This is a genomic window from Nonomuraea longicatena, assembly GCF_039525605.1.
Taxonomy (GTDB): Bacteria; Actinomycetota; Actinomycetes; order Streptosporangiales; family Streptosporangiaceae; genus Nonomuraea; species Nonomuraea longicatena.
Genome location: NZ_BAAAHQ010000033.1, coordinates 30,534 through 48,081, shown reverse-complemented (window position 1 = coordinate 48,081; position 17,548 = coordinate 30,534). Strand labels below are relative to the sequence as shown.

Genomic DNA, 17,548 nt, shown 5'->3' with positions numbered 1-17,548 from the left:
CGGATCGGCAAACGACCCGCCGCAGGGTTTACCCCTCCCGTACTATCCCGCCCCGGCCTTTCGACTCCTGACCTTGAACGTCCATTGCGGCTCCTTTACCGGGCCCGGACCCCGTCGCGCGAAATCAGGGAAGTCTTTCGCTCCGCTCTGCGTTATGGTTTGAGCCTGCAAGGCATCGATGGGGCCCCGACTGTGAGGGATATCACCCCGGAGCCGCCGGAAGAACGGCTCGGCGAGAGCTCACTAGAACCGGCAGCAGAAGAAACGAAGAGGGCCCCGGATCGGGGCCAAGAAGGGTGGTACCGCGGAGCCCGCCGGGCTTCGTCCCTTCGCGCACTGTCAGCCGCTGACCAGCGTGGAGGTCCCGCCCGAGATGTCGTCCCCTTATTTCCGCTCTCTTCCCGCGCAGGTCGATCTGCCCGCGCTCGAGCGTGAGGTGCTCGACCGCTGGCGCGACGGGAAGGTCTTCGAGCGCTCCGTCGAGCAGAACGAGGGCAACCCGTCCTGGGTCTTCTACGAGGGCCCGCCCACGGCCAACGGCCTGCCCGGCGTCCACCACGTCGAGGCCCGCGTCTTCAAGGACCTGTTCCCCCGCTACAAGACCATGCGCGGCTTCAGCGTGCCGCGCAAGGCCGGCTGGGACTGCCACGGCCTGCCCGTCGAGGTCAGCGTCGAGAAGGAACTCGGCCTGTCGGGCAAGAAGGACATCGAGGCGTACGGCATCGCCGAGTTCAACGCCAGGTGCCGCCAGTCCGTGCTGCGCCACGTGGACGCCTTCGAGGAGCTCACCGAGCGGATGGGCTACTGGATCGACCTGTCCACCGCCTACCGCACGATGGACCCCTCCTACGTCGAGTCCGTCTGGTGGTCGCTGAAGGTCATCCACGACAAGGGCCTGCTGTTCCGCGACTTCCGCATCACGCCGTACTGCCCGCGCTGCGGCACCGGCCTGTCCGACCACGAGCTCGGCCAGCCCGGCGGCTACGAGACCGTCACCTCCCCGTCGGTGTACGTGCGCATGCCCGCGACCTCGGGCCCGCTCCGCGAGCTGGGCGCGTCGCTGCTGGTCTGGACCACGACGCCGTGGACCCTCGTGTCCAACACCGCGGTCGCCGTCCACCCCGACGTCACCTACGTCGCCGCCCGCACCGCCGACGGCGAGGTGCTGGTCGTCGCCGAGCCGCTGCTCGCGGTGCTGGGCGAGGGCGCGGCGGAGCTCGCCCGTTTCACCGGCCGCGAGCTGGAGCGCACCTCCTACTCCCGGCCCTTCGACCTCGTCGACATCCCGGGCGCGCACTTCGTCGTGCTCGGCGACTACGTCACCGTCGAGGACGGCACCGGCCTGGTCCACCAGGCGCCCGCGTTCGGCGCCGACGACCTCGCCGTCTGCAAGCGCTACGACCTGCCGGTCGTCAACCCGATCGGCCCCGACGGCCGTTTCCTCGACGATGTGCCCATGGTCGGCGGGGCGTTCTTCAAGGACGCCGACGAACGCCTGACGGCAGACCTGAAGGCGCGCGGGCTGCTGTTCCGCGGCGGCCACTTCGAGCACAGCTACCCGCACTGTTGGCGCTGCCACACCGCGTTGCTCTACTACGCGCTCCCCTCGTGGTACATCCGTACCACCGAGGTCAAGGACCGCATGCTCGCCGAGAACGAGAAGACCTCCTGGTACCCCGAATCGGTCAAGTGGGGCCGGTTCGGCGAGTGGCTGCGCAACAACGTCGACTGGTCGCTGTCGCGCTCGCGCTACTGGGGCACGCCGCTGCCGCTGTGGGTGTGCGAGCACGACGACTCCCACGTCACCGCGGTCGGCTCGCTGGAGGAGCTCGGCGCGCTCGCCGGACGCGAGCTGTCCGCGCTCGACCCCCACCGCCCGTACGTCGACGACATCACCCTCGACTGCCCCTCCTGCGGGGCCACCGCCCGCCGCGTGCCCGACGTCATCGACGCCTGGTACGACTCCGGCGCCATGCCGTTCGCCCAGTGGGGCGCGCGCGGCGAGCCCGAGGGCGTCTACCCCGCGCAGTTCATCTGCGAGGCGACCGACCAGACCCGGGGCTGGTTCTACTCGCTCATGGCCGTCGGCACGCTGGTGTTCGACCGCTCCTCCTACGAGAACGTGCTGTGCCTCGGGCTCATCCTCGCCGAGGACGGCCGCAAGATGAGCAAGCACCTCGGCAACGTACTGCAGCCGGTCCCGCTGATGGACCAGCACGGCGCCGACGCGCTGCGCTGGTTCATGGCCTGCGCGGGCTCGCCGTGGGCGGCCAGGCGCGTGGGCCACGGCACCCTTGAGGAGATCGTCCGCAAGGTCCTGCTGACGTACTGGAACACCGCCTCGTTCTTCACCCTCTACGCCAACGCCTCCGGGTGGAAGCCGGGCGCGAGCGCCGAGGGCGAACGGCCGCTCATCGACCGCTGGGCGCTCGCCGAGCTCCACCGCACGGTGGCCGAGGTGAGCGCGGCGCTGGACGACTACGACACCGTGCGCGCCGGCCGCCGGCTGGCCGACTTCCTCGACGACCTGTCCAACTGGTACGTGCGCAGGTCGCGGCGCCGCTTCTGGCAGGGTTCGCCCGAGGCGTTCGCCACGCTGTACGAGTGCCTGGAGACCGTGACCCGGCTGATGGCGCCGATCACGCCGTTCGTCACCGACTACCTGTGGGACGTGCTCCGTACCGAGGACGCTCCCCCCTCCGTGCACCTGACCGCCTGGCCCACCGTGCGCGAGGACCTGCTCGACCCCCGGCTGTCCCGGCAGATGGCGCTGGTGCGCCGGCTCGTCGAGCTGGGCCGTTCCGCGCGGGCCGCCTCCGGCGTCAAGACCAGGCAGCCGCTCGGCCGGGCGCTCGTCGGCGCCCACGAGTGGCCGTCGCTTCCCGCCGAGCTGCGCGAGCTGATCGCCGACGAGCTGAACGTCCAGGAGATCGAGGACATGTCCGGCTACAGCGCCGACCTCGTGTCCTACACGGTCAAGCCGAACTTCCGGGCGCTCGGCAAGCGGTTCGGCTCGCAGACCAAGCTCGTGGCCGCCGCGGTCTCCGCCGCCGACCCGGCCGCGCTGGCCCCGGTCCTTCGCGCGGGCGGTACGGCGACGCTTACGGCCGGCGAGCTCGGACCGGTCTCCGTCGGGCCCGACGAGGTCATCGTCACCGAGCAGCCCCGCGCCGGCTGGGCGGTCGAGACCGGGGCGATCGGCACCGCCACCGGTGAGACCGTGGCGCTCGACCTCGCGATGACCGACGCGCTGCGGCGCGCGGGGCTCATCCGGGAGGTCATCCGGCTGGTCCAGGACGCGCGCAAGAGCAGCGGGCTGGAGATCACCGACCGGATCTCGCTGTGGTGGTCGGCCTCCTCCGCCGAGTTGGCCGAGGCGCTGCGCGACGGCGGCGCGCTGGTGGCCGAGGAGGTCCTGGCGACCTCGATAGCGGAGGGCGCGGAGCCCGGCCTGCCCGTCGTCGAGGACACCGGCCTGGGCCTGACCTTCCAACTGCGCCGCGCCTGACTGTCCGCCGGGCCCGCACGCACAGCGGGCCCGGCGGACACGACCACGAAGGCTGCCGGGACTTACACGAAGACCGGGCTTCCGTGAAGACCGGGCTTCCGCGGACTCGACCGGATCCCGGCGGCTGACCCGGACTTCTGGCGGCGGGCCGTCGAGCCGGTGAGACGAGCGTGCCGTCGGGCCGGTGAACCAGCGAGTCGTCGGGCCGGTGAGACGAGACGCGGCCCTCTCCCGATCGGAGAGGGCCGCGTTCGGCGTTCTGGGGTGGTCGGCCGGTCAGCCGGCGGGCTCGTGGTCGCTCTGGCAGACCGAGCACTTCGTGAGCCCGGCGGCCTCCGCCTGGGCGAGGGTCATCGTCTCCACGCCCGTCTCACCTGCCGCGCCGATCAGCGGGCAGGCGGTGCTGTGGTAGCGGCGAGTGCCCACGATGACCTTGACGGTGTCCGGACGGGTCCGCGAGGCGTCGCCCTTGGCAGGGGCCTCGCCGGAAGCGGCGGCCTCGACCCGGCCGCCACCTCCACCGGAGTCCTTGCCCGAGCCGCCGGGCGTCGGATCGGCGGACGTGGAGGCGGCTCCGGCCGCCGTGCCGCCCGACGCACCGGTTCGGGAGGCGGCACCCGTCGAGGGCCGCTCTGCGGACGGACCCGCAGGAGAGGTCCGCGCACCGGACGGCCTGTCGAAGGACTTGCGGTCGGAGGACGTCCGCCCGGAGGCCGCCCGCCCGGACGACGGCCGGTCGGACGACGGCCGGTCGGAAGAATCGCGCGCGGGCTTGCCGGTGTGCGGCTTCGCGTCGGCGGGTCGCTCACTCGCCCTGGCGGGCGCTGAGGGCGACGCTGAGGGCTTCGCAGCTGATGCCGGTGCACCTGTGGCGGCAGCGCCTCTCGCGGCGCCTGTGGCGCCTACGGCGTCGGCGGCGGACTCGCCTCGCGGAGGCGGCCCGTCTCCCACGACGATGCGGGGCAGGTTGGGCCGGGTGTCGGAGTCGTCGGGCTCGTCGGCGAGGTCGGAGCGGCGAGGGTCCGGCGCGGACGAGCCGGTCGGCTGAGGACCGGACTCCCGCGAGGACTCGGGCCTGGCCACCGAGGGCGATGAAGAGCCCTTCGCGGACGCTGCCGATGACGGGGACGCCGACGGGGACGCGGATCCCGGTCCACGCTCTGCGGCGGAGCCGGAACCGGCCTTCGGCTCGGAACCGGACCTCTGCGCCGACGCGGCCGGACCGGTGCCGAACGCGTCGAAGCGGGACGGGGAGGAACCGGAAAGCGGGGAACCGGACGGGCCGGAATCAGAGGCGCCGGAGGATCCAGAGGCATCGGACGCCGCGGAATCGGCGGCGCCTGACCCTGCGGGATCGGAAGTGACGGCGCCCGGCCGTTCGGCGACCGGAGAGCCGGTACCGGACGGAACTGCCCCGGACGTGCCGGAGGGCCCGGACGTGCCGGAGGGCCCGGAGTCGGGTGCCGGAGCGAACCAGCCGCCGGGCAGATCGGAGCCCGGGGAGGTCGCGGCCTCCGGGGCGGCGCCGGGGGCCGGACCGGCGGGCTTCGGCGCCGAGGTGGCAGCCGGTGGCCGCTGGTCACGGGTCGCGGCGGTCGCCGTGGTCGCGGTGGAAGGCGGTTCGGCCCGGGTGGGCGTGAGGACCGGCGAGGTCGCCGGGCGGTGCGGCGCGTCGGGCTCGGAGTCGGCGGCAGGCGGCAGTTGCCGTCCGCCGAGCGCCGCGTCGGGCAGGCACGTGGTGCAGGGCGTGAACCCCTCCTCGCGCGCCTCCTCGAAGGTGAGCTCCTCGTGACCCCGTCCGCTCAGCTGACGGCATCCCGGAACGTGGTAGCGCTTACGACCGGGGATCACCAGGACGATGGAGTCCGGGGAGATCCCGCGCGCTGCGGATCGGCGCGAAGCCGGCGCGGGTACGGTCGCCGTCTGGCCCGAGGTCCGTGGACCGGCACCGGACGGCGCTCCCACGGGAGCCGGGCTGGGTCGGGACTGGCTCGGCTGCTGCGGCGGTCCCGGCTCGGGACCGGGAGGGGTCGCCTCTCCCCCGGCACGAGCACCGGGGAACAGCTCGTTGCGCCGCAAGAAGGCCCCGATCACGAGGAACAGTGCGGAGAGCACGCTCACCACGATGGACCACATGATCAGGTACGGCTTGGCCAGCACGAAGCCCGCGATCAGCAACACGACCGCCGCGAGCACCAGACCAGCACTGAGAAGGATCACAGGGGGCTCTTTTTCGGGGTGGCTGCCTTAGCGACGGTCGTTGTGGGGGCCCTCGCCGCCGGGGAAGGCACCCTGGGGGGCCTCTCCGCCGAACGGGCTGGGACCACCGGGCAACTGCTGCTGGCCACTCTGCGGGACGGCGTGCGACATCGAGGGCGCGCCGGGACCGCCGGACATGACGGGGAACCCGCCAGAGCCCTCGGCGGAGACGTTGAGCTCGGCGAGCTGGTTCTCCAGGTAGAGCTTGAGGCGGCTGCGGTACTCGCGCTCGAAGGAACGCAGCTCCTCGACCTTGCGCTCAAGCTCGTCACGGGTCTGGACGAGAGAGCCCATGGCCTGACGGTGGCGTTCCTGGGCGTCGCGCTCAAGAGTCTCGGCGCGGGCCCTGGCGTCGCCGATGACCTGCTCGGCCTGGCGGCGGGCCTTGGTGAGGATGTCGTCGGCCTCGCGCCGGGCGCGGGTGACGGTCTCCTCGGCCTCGCGCCGGGCGTCGGCGATGGCCTGGTCGGCGGTCTGCTGGGCGAGGGCGAGAACCCGGGCCGCAGTGTCCATGTTGTCCTCGGCAGGAGGCATGTTCATCGCGACGGGGACCGGCTGCGGCTGGGGCTGCGGCTCGGGGGCCCGCATGGGCTCCGGCTGCGGGGGCAGCTGCATCTCGGCCTTGGGCTCCTGCACGGGGGCGGAGGCCATGGGCATGTTCATGCCGCCGGGCACCTTCCCGCGCATGCACTCGGCCAGTTTGGCGCGGAGTTCCTCGTTCTCCTGAATCAGGCGGTCGAGTTCAGCCTCCACCTCGTCGAGGAAGGCATCGACCTCCTCCTCGTCGTAACCCGGTCGTAGCCGGGTGGTACTGAACTGCTTGTTCCGCACGTCAGCGGGCGTCAACGGCATCTTTTGGTCTCCTTGGCGCGCTTGGGGCCGGTCCGGAGGGAGCAGGCCCGAATCACTTCAGCGCGGACACGAGTTGGATCATGACCCGACCTCGGCCGGCTGTCATCACGCTGCTATCGATCCAGCGAGCTGGAGGAGGATCAGCACCACGATGAACAGGACAGTGAAGCTCAGGTCAAAGGCCACCGTACCCAACCGGAGGGGAGGAATGAAACGGCGAAGGAACTTGAGAGGTGGGTCGGTTGCGGTGTATGTGGCCTCGGCGACCACGAGCACGACGCCGGAAGGACGCCACTGGCGAGCGAACGCCTGCACCGTCTCAAAGATCATTCTACCGATGAGCAACACCAGGTAGAGGCCCAGGACGATGACCAAGATCTGACCTACGATCCCCACGGTCGAGCCGCGCCTCCACTTCTGGTGAGCCCTCCCGGAAGTCTCGGCGAGACCCGGTCAGGTTCGATTGGCATACAGAGACTCTAACTCTGGTTGAAGAACCCGCGTTCCGCGATTCGGGCCTTGTCCTCGGCGGTCACCTCGACATTGGCAGGGGACAACAGGAACACCTTGTTGGTAACACGTTCAATGCTGCCATGTAGGCCGAAGACCAGACCTGCCGCGAAATCGACCAGCCGCTTGGCGTCGCTGTCGACCATCTCGGTGAGGTTCATGATGACGGGCGTGCCGTCGCGGAAGTGCTCTCCGATCGTACGCGCCTCGTTGTAGGTGCGCGGGTGAAGCGTGGTGATCCGGGCCAGATCGGTCGTGCGCCGCTCCAGGACCGTCGTGGCGGGCCTCGGCGCGGGGACACCGGGGTCGGTGTCGTCGTCGCGATCCTGGACCGCCACGGCACGCTCGTCACCGGCTCGCGGGCCATCCTCCTCGTACGGAGGGTCGTAGTCCCCGTACGTCTCATATCTCTCGTAGCGGTCGTCCTCCACGAGACCGAGGTAGACCGCCATCTTGCGCATCGCGCCGGCCATCGCTACGTCGTCCTCCTGCTCATGGTCGCACTCGCTCGGGCGGGAACCCGAGGCGGTAGCCACACCCCCTTGAAGCTCACCGCGGATCGACCTCTACTAAGACCCACTTGAGGGGACATTACCTGACGAAGGGCTTGCGGCGACCGAGCAACGCCGTACCGATCCGCACGTGTGTCGCACCGCACGCGACGGCCTCGGACAGATCGCCGCTCATACCCGCCGAGACCATGGCCGCGCCCGGGTGACGCTCGCGCACGGACCGGGAGATCTCGGCCAGACGGGCGAACGCCTTGCCCGGTTCCTCCCCCAGCGGAGCGACCGCCATGACGCCGCCGAGCACCAGCCCGCCGGCCGCCGCGACGGCGTCGGCCAGCGCGGGCAGGTCGGCGGGCCGGACGCCGCCGCGCCCCGGGTCGTCGTCGAGGGCGACCTGCAGCAGGCAGGTGACCTCGCGCCCGGCCCTGACCGCCTCACGGGAGATCGCCTCGGCCAGCCGAGGGCGGTCCACCGAGTGGATCACGTCGGCGTAGGCGACGACGGAGCGGACCTTGTTGGTCTGCAACTGGCCGACGAAGTGCCAGCGCAGCGGCAGCCCGGCGCACTCGCGCGCCTTCACCGCGGCCTCCTGGTCGCGGTTCTCGCCGACGTCGCGGACGCCGAGCCCGGCGAGGATCCGCACGTCTTCGGCGGGGTAGGTCTTGGTGACCGCGACCAGGGTGACCTCCGCCCGCCCACGCCCCGCCGCCTGGCAGGCCGCCGCGATCCGGGCCTCGACGGCCTTGAGGTTGGCCCCGATCTCGGCCGTTCTGTCCACACCCGACCCCAACGTTCGTTCTCTCCTTACCGAGGACACCGGCCGTACCCGGTGCGGGGCTCCACGCTACTGCAGCCCCGCGCGGCCGGCCGCCCGGGAGTCACGCGAGAGTTCGGTCGCTCGTCCCCCGGGCACCAGCACGCCCGCGCCGCAAGCGGCGCGGGCGTGACGGCTGGTCCTACTTGAGGAAGTCGGGGACGTCGAGTTCCTCTTCCGGGTCCTCGAAGACCACCGGGCGGCGCTTGCCCTGTTCGGCTCCCATGCGCGAGCTGATCGGCGTGGGGGGGTTGGGCTGCTCGGGCGCCGGGCGCGGGATCGACACCGGCGCGGGCGGCTCCTCGTCGAGGGTGTCCGCGACCGGGGCGCCCAGCGGGGCGGCCTGCTCGATCGGGCGGACCGGCTCCGGCCGCGCGGGCTCCACCCGGGTCTCCGGCCGCATCGGCTCGGCGCGCAACTGGGAGTACGGCACGGGGTCCGGGCGGGCCGGCGGCTCGGCGCGCACCGGCTCCGGCCTGACCGGCTCGGCGCGCGGCGGCTCGGCCTTGACGCTGGGCGACTGCACGGCGCTCGGCCGTACGGGCGAGGAGATCGGCGCTGCCGGCGCGGACGCGGCGGGCCGGGTCTTCGGCGCCGCCGAGGCGGCCTTCTCGACCGGGCTGACGTCGTCGAAGCCGGCCGCGATGACGGTGACGCGCACCTCGTCGCCGAGGGCGTCGTCGATCACCGTGCCGAAGATGATGTTGGCGTCGGGGGCCGCGGCCATCGACACGAGCTGGGCGGCCTCGTTGATCTCGAACAGGCCGAGGTCGGAGCCGCCCGCGATGGACAGCAGCACGCCGTGGGCGCCGTCGATGGAGGCTTCGAGCAACGGACTGGAGACCGCCATCTCGGCCGCCGCCACCGAACGGTCGTCGCCTCGGGCGTGACCGATGCCCATGAGCGCCGAGCCCGCGCCGGACATGACGGATTTCACATCCGCGAAGTCCAGGTTGATCAGGCCGGGCGTGGTGATCAGGTCGGTGATGCCCTGGACACCGGACAGCAATACCTGGTCGGCCGCCTTGAAGGCGTCGAGGACGCTGACCTGCCGGTCGGAGATCGACAGCAGCCGGTCGTTGGGGATCACGATCAGGGTGTCGACCTCGTCGCGCAGAGTCTCTATCCCGGCCTCGGCCTGGGAGGCCCTGCGGCGGCCCTCGAAGCTGAAGGGCCGGGTGACCACACCTATGGTCAGCGCGCCGAGGGAACGGGCGATGTTGGCGACGACGGGCGCGCCGCCGGTGCCGGTGCCGCCGCCCTCCCCTGCCGTGACGAAGACCATGTCGGCGCCCTTGAGCACCTCCTCGATCTCCTCGCGGTGGTCCTCGGCGGCCTTGCGGCCGACATCGGGGTTGGCGCCCGCGCCCAGGCCGCGGGTGAGTTCGCGGCCCACATCGAGTTTCACATCGGCGTCACTCATCAGCAGCGCCTGGGCGTCGGTGTTTATCGCGATGAACTCGACGCCCTTGAGTCCCTCTTCGATCATCCGGTTGACGGCGTTCACTCCGCCGCCGCCGATGCCGACGACCTTGATGACCGCGAGGTAGTTCTGCGGTGCTGCCACGACGAGGGGCCTTTCCGCTCGTTAGACTTGCAATTTCGGTGCGGATTCTCATCCGCTGATTCATGGTTCGAGTAACTCTCAACCTCAAGTTGAGATTTAGATTTATGTCAACCTGAGGATTGATACGGACAGTAGGAGTTTCGCTCCGGGCCGGTCAACTAACCGCGCCGCAAGCACGTCCGGCGTGTCGCGGCTGCCCTATTCGTTCCCGACCCCTTATCGGGCCGGGCATTCGGCCCGCCTCCAAGACTCTCACGTCCCGGCTCCCCCATCGGCCACCCGTGCCCCAAACCCCGGCCCCCCTCTTCTCAAGGACGCGTCCGGAAGAACGCCCCAGCACCGCGTTAGGACCAGCGGACGGCGTTGCGGCGGGAGCGTCGCAGGTGAGGGGCCTGTCCGCATCGGCCCCGCCCGGCCTGGCGGGCGGCTTCGCCGTACCGGCTCACTTGAGGCTGACGACGTCCGGCGAGGACACGTCGTACAGGTCCGCCTTGCGCTTGAGCAGCGCCAGCAGGACGCGTGCCTTGTCCTCATGGCGGTCGGCGCCGCCCCAGATCACCGTGCGGCCGTCGTTGAGGCCGAACTCGATGCTCTCGGCCGTCGGCGCCCGTACCTGCTTGACCTTGCCCGCCAGGCTCTCCGGCAGGGTGCCCACCGCGCGCAGGGCCGCCATCATCGCCGGGTCGCCCCGCTCTGGGCGCTCGACCCGCAGCGCGGGCAGGTCGGCCGGCGCGTTCGCGCGCACGTCCATCACCACGCCCTGCATGTCGATCAGCGCCGTCCGCCCGCCGACCAGCACCCAGGCGACCGGGGTGCGCTCCTCGACGGAGATCTTCAGCGTGAACGGCCAGACCCGCTCGGCCCGCGCCCCTTCGAGTTGCTTGATGCCGAGCACCCGGCTCTCGACTCCCGCCAGGTCGACGGTCGCCATGGGGTGCAGGGAGGCCACCGCGGCCTGCTGGCGGATCTGGTCGGCAGGGACTGTGAGATTTCCCACGATCTCCACACTCCGCACGCCCAGTACCGGCGAGAAGAAGACCAGCCAGACCGTGCTGCCCACCACCCCCGCCGTGAGCAGCCCGATGAACGCCGTGCGCGCCCTCACCGCGCGGACAGCTCCGCGACGATCCGGGGGCCGAGCTCGGTCACGTCGCCCGCGCCCATCGTGAGGACGATGTCGCCCGCCCGGGCCCGCTCGGCCACGATCGCGGGCACGTCGGCCTTGTCGGGCGCGTAGTCGACCTGCTCGGCGGGCAGCGGCACCCGCCCGGCGACCATCGCGCCGGACACCCCGGGTTCCGGGTCCTCGCGGGCGCCGTAGACGTCGAGCACGATCGCGTGGTCGGCCAGCGCCAGCGCGGCGCCGAACTCGTCGGCGAAGAACCGGGTGCGGGAGTACAGGTGCGGCTGGAAGACGGCGATGACCCGGCCGTCGCCGGAGTAGGAGGCGACCACGTCGCGCGCGGCGCGCAGGTCGGCGACCAGCTCGGTCGGGTGGTGGGCGTAGCTGTCGAAGACCGCGACGCCGCCTGCCTCGCCCTTGGCCTCGAAGCGGCGCTTGGCGCCGGTGAAGGCCGCCAGGCCGTCCCTGATCTCCTCGAACGGCAGACCGAGCGCGTCGGCCACGGCCACCACCGCCGTGGCGTTGAGCGCGTTGTGCGCCCCGGGGACGGCCAGCCTGACCTCGCCCCTGCCCTCGATCGTGAAGCGGATGCCGAACCCGTCGGGCCGGATGCCGGCCACGCGGTAGTCGTCGCCGGACTCGCCGTAGGTCACCACCCGCAGCCCGCGCCGCCGCGCCACCTCGGCCAGGGCCGCCGAGCCCGGGTCGTCCGCGCAGAGCACCAGCAGCGAGCCCACCCGTTCGACGAACCGGTTGAAGGTGTCGTGGACCGCGCGGGGGTCGCCGTAGTTGTCGAGGTGGTCGGCCTCGACGTTGGTGACCAGCGCGATGTCGGGGGCCAGCATGAGGAAGGAGCCGTCGCTCTCGTCGGCCTCCGCCACGAACACCTCGCCCGCGCCCTCGTCGGCGCCGAGCCCGGTGGTCACGAGCTGGCCGCCCACGCAGTAGGAGGGGTCGGCGCCGCTCTTCTGCAGCGCGACCGTCAGCATCGAGCTGGTGGTCGTCTTGCCGTGGGTGCCCGCCACGGCGACCGCGGTGCGCCCGGCCATCACCGAGGCGAGCGCGGCGGCACGCGGGATGACCCGCAGCCCGCGCTTGAGCGCCTCGCCGAGCTCGGGGTTGGAGTCGCGGATCGCCGTGGAGACCACGACGGTGTCGGCGTCCTTGACGTGGGAGGCCGCGTGGCCGATGTGGATCGTCGCCCCCAGCCTGCGCAGCTCGCCGACCAGGTCGGACACGCGCGCGTCGCTGCCGGTCACGCGGACGCCGCGCTTGAGCAGGATGCGGGCGATCCCCGACATGCCGGCGCCGCCGATGCCGATGAAGTGCACCCGTCCCAGTTCCTCGGCCGCGACCGGGTCGACCAGCTTCACAAGACTCATCGGGCAATCTCCATGACTTTCCTCGCCAGCACCGTGTCGGCGTCCCTCAGCCCGAGCCCCGCGGCGGCGTCTGACATCGCGGCGACTCTCTCGGGGTCGTTGAGGATGGGCAGCACGTTCTGGATGATCCAATCAGATGTCAGGTCGGCGTCGTCGATCAGCAGGCCGCCGCCGCTCACGGTGATGCGCTCGGCGTTGATGCGCTGCTCGCCGATGCCGTGCGGCAGCGGCACGTACGCCGCGGGCAGCCCGATCGCGGTCAGCTCGGCGCAGCTCAGCGCGCCGCTGCGGCACAGGGCGAGGTCGGCGGCCGCGTAGGCGAGGTCCATGCGGTCGATGTAGGGCAGCAGCACGTACTGCGGGTCGCCGGGCGGCGGCTCGCGGTCGACGGTGTTCTTCGGGCCGAGCGCGTGGAGCACCTGCACCCCGGCCGCGCGCAGCGCCGGTGCGGCCCCGAGCATCGCCTCGTTGATCGAGCGGGCGCCCTGCGAGCCGCCGAAGACGAGCAGGGTGGGCCGGTCGGTCTGCAGCCCGAACCAGGAGCGCGCCTTGTCGCCCATGGACAGCCGGTCGAGCGCGAGGATCTCGCGCCGCAGCGGCGTGCCGATGTAGGCGGCCTTGGTCAGGGAGCACTCGGGGCTGCCGGTGTAGACGTGGTCGGTCAGCTTGGCGCCCAGCCGATTGGCGAGGCCGGGGCGCGGATTGGCCTCGTGGACCACGATCGGCACGCCGCGCCGCTTGGCCGCGAGGTAGGCGGGTGTGGCGACGTAGCCGCCGAAGCCGACGAGCACGTCGGCCTTGGTCCGGTCGAGCACCGCCGCCGCGGCGTTGACCGCGCCCGCGAGCCTGCCCGGCATCGTCAGCAGCGCCGGGGTGATCGCCCTGGGCAGGGGCACCGCGGGCACGAGTTCGAGTTCGTAGCCCCTGGACGGAACCAGCCGCGACTCGAGTCCGCGGTCGGTACCCATGCAGGTGATGCCGATGCCCGGATCGATGCCGCGCAGCGTGTCCGCCAGAGCCAGCGCCGGCTCGATGTGCCCGGCCGTCCCGCCACCGGCGAGGACCACCCTCATGATCGGTCACTCCCTAACGTCTCGCTCGGCCCTTGCTCGTTCCCCCCAGGCCCAGCCAGCTTAGAGCCCTGACGACCGGTCCGGGGCCACGAGCGGCCAGAGCCTCGCGCGCTCCCGGTTCGTGTTTGGCGAACGAGAGCAGCATGCCGAGCGCCGCGAGGGTCGGAAGCAGGGCCGAGCCGCCGTAGGAGACCAGCGGCAGCGGGATGCCGGTGATGGGCAGCACGCCGATGACGGCGCCCATGTTGACGATGGCCTGCCCGCCGATCCACGCGACCACGGCGGCCGAGGCCAGGCGGATGAAGGGGTCCTTGACCCGGGTCGCCACCCGCAGGCCGGCGTAGCCGAGCAGGCCGAACAGCGTCACCACCATCAGCGTGCCCATGAGGCCGAGCTCCTCACCGAGGATGGCGAAGATGAAGTCGCTCTCGCCGTGGGGCAGCCAGCTCCATTTCTGGCGGCTGCTGCCGAGGCCGAGCCCGAACCAGCCGCCGGAGCCCATCGCGATCTGTCCCTGGACGGCCTGGTACCCGGCGCCCTGCGCCTCGGCCCACGGATTGAGGAAGGCGCTGATGCGCCGCATCCGGTAGGGTTCGACCTTGATCATGATGATGGCGGCCAGCACCGCCACCGACAGGATGCCGCCGAACAGCTTCAGCGGCGCGCCGACCACCCACAGCAGCGACAGGAAGATCATCAGGAGCACCAGGGTGGTGCCGAGGTCGCGGCCGAGCATGACCATCACCGCGAGGATCGCCGTGCCGGGCAGCAGCGGGATCAGCAGTTGCCGCCACTCGATGCGCCCCTGCCTGGCGCGTCTGGCCAGCAGGTCGGCGCCCCACAGCGCGAGCCCCAGCTTGGCGGGCTCCGACGGCTGGATCGTCAGCGGCCCCACGTAGAGCCACCGCTGGGCGCCCAGCTCGGCCGAGCCGATGAACAGCACCATCACCAAGGCGATGATCGACAGCGCCATCAGCGGGTAGCCCGCCCACCGGAAGAACCGGTACGGCAGCCGCGAGCACACCCACATCACCGGCAGGCCCAGCGCCGCCGACAGCGACTGCTTGATGAACCACGAGAACGGGCTGCCGGTCTTGATCAGCGCCTCGACGCTGGAGGCCGACAGGACCATCATGAGCCCGAGCGTCAGCAGCAGCGCCACACAGCCGAGGATGAGGTAGCGGGTGGTGAGCGGCTTGTCCAGCAGCTCGCGCAGGCCGCCGAGCTGCTCCTTGGCCCACACGGCCGGCCCCTCGACGGGCCCGGTGCCCTTCCTGACCTCGTCCTTGCCCGGCTCCTCGCCGTGGCGGTCCTGCGCGGTGAGGCTCATCCGCGCCGCCCCAGCTCGTGGACGGCGCGGGCGAAGGCCTCCCCCCGCGCCGGGTAACCGTCGAACATGTCCAGGGAGGCCGCCGCCGGGGCGAGCAAGACGGTGTCTCCCGGGGAGGCGAGCGCAGCGGCTTCGGTGACGACGCGGTCCATGACCCCAGTGTCTTGCCCGGCGACGTCGACGACGGGGACATTCGGCGCGTGTCGCGCCATCGCCTCGGCGATCCGCGCCCGGTCGGCGCCGAGCAGCACCGCGCCGCGCAGCCTCGGCGCCGCCCGCCGTACCAGGTCCTCGACGTCGGCGCCCTTGAGCCGGCCGCCCGCGATCCACACGATCGACGGGTAGGCGGCCAGCGCGGCGGCGGCGGCGTGCGGGTTGGTGGCCTTGGAGTCGTTGACGTAGTCGACCTCGCCGACCCGCTCGACGAACTCCATGCGGTGCGGGTCGGGGACGAAGTCGAGCAGGCCCTGCCGTACGGCCCGGGCGGGGACGCCGTGGGCGCGGGCCAGCGCGGCGGCCGCGAGCGCGTTGGCGACGTTGTGCGGCGCGAACGGCCGCACGTCGGCCAGCGTGGCCAGTTCCTCCGCCGCGTGGACGGGGTCGGGGCAGAAGGCCCGGTCGACGAGCAGGTCCTCGACCACGCCGAGTTGCCCGGCGCGCGGTACCTGGAGGGTGAAGCCGACGGTCTTGCGCCCGGCGTGCGGCTCGGCCAGCTTCGCCGCGATCTCGTCGTCGGCGTTGTAGACGACCGTGCCCGCGCGCTCGAACACGCGGGCCTTGGCGGCGGCGTACGCCTCCAGTGAGCCGTGCCAGTCGAGGTGGTCGGGAGCCACGTTGAGGACGGCGGCCGCCTGCGGTGCCAGCGTGCTCGACCAGTGGAGCTGGAAGCTCGACAGTTCGACGGCGAGCACGTCGTACGGGCCGCCCACCGCCTCGACCACCGGGACGCCGACGTTGCCGACGGCCAGCGCCCGGTGCCCGGCGGCGGCCAGGATGGAGGTGAGCATGCGCACCGCGGTCGTCTTGCCGTTGGTGCCGGTCAGCGCCAGCCAGGGGGCGGCCTGCCCGGGGCGCAGCCGCCAGGCGAGCTCCACCTCCCCGACGACCTCGACGCCCCGGTCGAGGGCGGCGGCGACGAGGGGATGATGAGGGGCCCAGCCGGTGGTCACCAACCGGGTGGTGCCCTCGGGGGGCGCCGAGGCGCCGAAGCGGACCTCGACGCCGAGCCGGGCGAGTTCGGCGGCCGCCGCGCGCTGCCTGTCGCCTTCGACGGCCTCCAGGACCACGACGCGCTCGCCGCGCCCGGCCAGCACCCTGGCGGCGGCCGTACCGGAGACCCCGAGGCCGGCGACGCACGTCAGACCGCTCGTCATCTGCTTTCCCCCCACACCCTCGGCCGCACGGCCGCCTTCGCGCCTCACTCGGTGCCCCGCCGCTAGGGCATCCATTCCACGTAGAACAGGCCGAGCCCAAGGGCGGCGCACAGCCCGGCGATGAGCCAGAAGCGGACCACGATCGTGGTCTCCGCCCAGCCTTTCAGCTCGAAGTGGTGCTGCAGCGGCGCCATGCGGAAGACCCGTTTGCCGGTCATCTTGAAGAAGCCCACCTGGATGATCACCGACATGGTGATCATCACGCAGAGGCCGGCCAGGATGATCAGCAGGAGCTGGGTGCGGGTCGTGATGGCGAGGCCGGCGAGCACGCCGCCCAGCGCCAGCGAGCCGGTGTCGCCCATGAAGATCTTGGCGGGCGGGGCGTTCCACCACAGGAAGCCGATCAGCGAGCCGAGCACGGCGGCGGCGACCACGGCCAGGTCGAGCGGGTCGCGCACCCAGTAGCAGCTCGGGCCGAGCTGGTCGATGCAGTTGTTGCGCAGCTGCCAGTTGCCGATGAGCACGTAGGCGCCGAGCACGACCGCCGTGGCGCCGCTGGCCAGGCCGTCGAGGCCGTCGGTCAGGTTCACCGCGTTGGAGAACCCGACGATCATGACGAGGACCCAGATGGTGAAGCCGATGAGGCCGATCGAGGAGGGGCCGAAGTCGCGCAGGAACGACAGGCGGGTCTCGGCCGGGGTGATGCCGTAGACGTTGGCCTGCCCGGTGACCAGGACGGCGAAGACCGCGCCCACGACGAGCTGGCCGAGCGCCTTGGCACCGCTGCGCAGGCCCAGGCTGCGCTGCTTGAAGATCTTGATGAAGTCGTCGAGGAAGCCGACCGCGCCGAGCCCGGTCATCAGGAACAGCACCAACAGCCCGGAGACCGTCGGCTCCTCGAACATGACCAGGTGGGAGGCGCCGTAGGCCAGGAGGCTGGCGAGCACGAACACGACGCCGCCCATCGTGGGCGTGCCCTTCTTGCTCAGGTGGGCCTGGGGGCCGTCGTCGCGGACCTCCTGGCCGTAGCCGCGCCGGGCGAACAATCTGATCGCGAGGGGGGTGCCGAGCATCGACAGGATGAGTCCCACCGCGCCGGCCACGATGATGTTGGTCACCGGTCGCCTCCGAGAAGGATCTCGGCGGTGCGTTCGAGGGACATGGCGCGCGGGCCCTTCACGAGCACCACGTCGCCGGGCCGCAGCAGTGCGGCGAGCTGGGCCGCCGCCGCCTCGGCGTCGGGGACGT

At 71.8% G+C, this 17,548-nt stretch carries 13 protein-coding genes; 1 reads left to right on the top strand and 12 read right to left on the bottom strand.

Annotated features, from left to right (window positions below; translation table 11 throughout):
• Window positions 1-373 precede the first annotated feature (373 nt).
• Window positions 374-3,508, top strand: coding sequence for an isoleucine--tRNA ligase (gene ileS, locus ABD120_RS27375; RefSeq protein WP_343952977.1), 3,135 nt, complete (start codon window positions 374-376; stop codon window positions 3,506-3,508).
• Between the two features lie 276 nt (window positions 3,509-3,784).
• Here the strand turns inward: ileS and ABD120_RS27370 are convergent, their stop codons facing one another.
• From ABD120_RS27370 to mraY, 12 genes are all read right to left on the bottom strand, one after another.
• Window positions 3,785-5,728 carry a hypothetical protein gene (locus tag ABD120_RS27370; protein WP_343952976.1) on the bottom strand — a complete coding sequence of 648 codons (1,944 nt, stop codon included), beginning with the start codon at window positions 5,726-5,728 and terminating at the stop codon, window positions 3,785-3,787.
• Window positions 5,729-5,755: 27 nt separating this feature from the next.
• The gene (locus ABD120_RS27365; RefSeq protein WP_343952975.1) at window positions 5,756-6,619 is read right to left on the bottom strand and encodes a DivIVA domain-containing protein; all 864 of its coding nucleotides are present in this window, start codon (window positions 6,617-6,619) and stop codon (window positions 5,756-5,758) included.
• A gap of 105 nt (window positions 6,620-6,724) precedes the next feature.
• On the bottom strand, window positions 6,725-7,015 hold the full coding sequence (locus ABD120_RS27360) for a YggT family protein (protein ID WP_343952974.1): 291 nt from the start codon (window positions 7,013-7,015) through the stop codon (window positions 6,725-6,727).
• Between the two features lie 83 nt (window positions 7,016-7,098).
• Window positions 7,099-7,602 (bottom strand): cell division protein SepF, encoded by a 504-nt coding sequence (locus tag ABD120_RS27355; RefSeq protein ID WP_343952997.1) that lies wholly within the window; start codon window positions 7,600-7,602, stop codon window positions 7,099-7,101.
• Window positions 7,603-7,720: 118 nt separating this feature from the next.
• On the bottom strand, window positions 7,721-8,416 hold the full coding sequence (locus ABD120_RS27350; protein ID WP_343952973.1) for a YggS family pyridoxal phosphate-dependent enzyme: 696 nt from the start codon (window positions 8,414-8,416) through the stop codon (window positions 7,721-7,723).
• Window positions 8,417-8,594: 178 nt separating this feature from the next.
• The gene (ftsZ, locus tag ABD120_RS27345) at window positions 8,595-10,019 is read right to left on the bottom strand and encodes a cell division protein FtsZ (RefSeq protein WP_343952972.1); all 1,425 of its coding nucleotides are present in this window, start codon (window positions 10,017-10,019) and stop codon (window positions 8,595-8,597) included.
• A gap of 442 nt (window positions 10,020-10,461) precedes the next feature.
• A complete protein-coding gene (locus ABD120_RS27340; RefSeq protein ID WP_343952971.1) occupies window positions 10,462-11,124 on the bottom strand; it encodes a cell division protein FtsQ/DivIB in 663 nt (220 codons plus the stop codon).
• Window positions 11,121-12,524: a UDP-N-acetylmuramate--L-alanine ligase gene (gene murC, locus ABD120_RS27335; RefSeq protein WP_343952970.1), complete on the bottom strand. Its 1,404-nt coding sequence runs from the start codon at window positions 12,522-12,524 to the stop codon at window positions 11,121-11,123. The genes ABD120_RS27340 and murC overlap by 4 nt, the downstream gene beginning before the upstream one ends.
• Complete coding sequence (gene murG, locus ABD120_RS27330) at window positions 12,521-13,597, bottom strand: undecaprenyldiphospho-muramoylpentapeptide beta-N-acetylglucosaminyltransferase (protein ID WP_343952969.1); 1,077 nt, start codon at window positions 13,595-13,597, stop codon at window positions 12,521-12,523. The genes murC and murG overlap by 4 nt, the downstream gene beginning before the upstream one ends.
• Window positions 13,598-13,610: 13 nt before the next feature.
• Window positions 13,611-14,927 (bottom strand): putative lipid II flippase FtsW, encoded by a 1,317-nt coding sequence (ftsW, locus tag ABD120_RS27325; RefSeq protein WP_343952968.1) that lies wholly within the window; start codon window positions 14,925-14,927, stop codon window positions 13,611-13,613.
• Window positions 14,924-16,300 carry a UDP-N-acetylmuramoyl-L-alanine--D-glutamate ligase gene (gene murD / locus ABD120_RS27320; protein WP_343952967.1) on the bottom strand — a complete coding sequence of 459 codons (1,377 nt, stop codon included), beginning with the start codon at window positions 16,298-16,300 and terminating at the stop codon, window positions 14,924-14,926. Before murD ends, ftsW begins: the two co-directional genes overlap by 4 nt.
• Window positions 16,301-16,362: 62 nt before the next feature.
• The gene (gene mraY, locus ABD120_RS27315; RefSeq protein WP_343952966.1) at window positions 16,363-17,418 is read right to left on the bottom strand and encodes a phospho-N-acetylmuramoyl-pentapeptide-transferase; all 1,056 of its coding nucleotides are present in this window, start codon (window positions 17,416-17,418) and stop codon (window positions 16,363-16,365) included.
• Window positions 17,419-17,548 lie beyond the last annotated feature (130 nt).

Coding starts and splice junctions, on each gene's coding strand:
- ileS (WP_343952977.1), top strand. CDS start 374: ATGTCGTCCCCTTATTTCCGCTCTCTTCCCGCGCAGGTCGATCTGCCC.
- ABD120_RS27365 (WP_343952975.1), bottom strand. CDS start 6,619: ATGCCGTTGACGCCCGCTGACGTGCGGAACAAGCAGTTCAGTACCACC.
- ABD120_RS27355 (WP_343952997.1), bottom strand. CDS start 7,602: ATGGCCGGCGCGATGCGCAAGATGGCGGTCTACCTCGGTCTCGTGGAG.
- murC (WP_343952970.1), bottom strand. CDS start 12,524: ATGAGTCTTGTGAAGCTGGTCGACCCGGTCGCGGCCGAGGAACTGGGA.
- murG (WP_343952969.1), bottom strand. CDS start 13,597: ATGAGGGTGGTCCTCGCCGGTGGCGGGACGGCCGGGCACATCGAGCCG.
- ftsW (WP_343952968.1), bottom strand. CDS start 14,927: ATGAGCCTCACCGCGCAGGACCGCCACGGCGAGGAGCCGGGCAAGGAC.
- murD (WP_343952967.1), bottom strand. CDS start 16,300: ATGACGAGCGGTCTGACGTGCGTCGCCGGCCTCGGGGTCTCCGGTACG.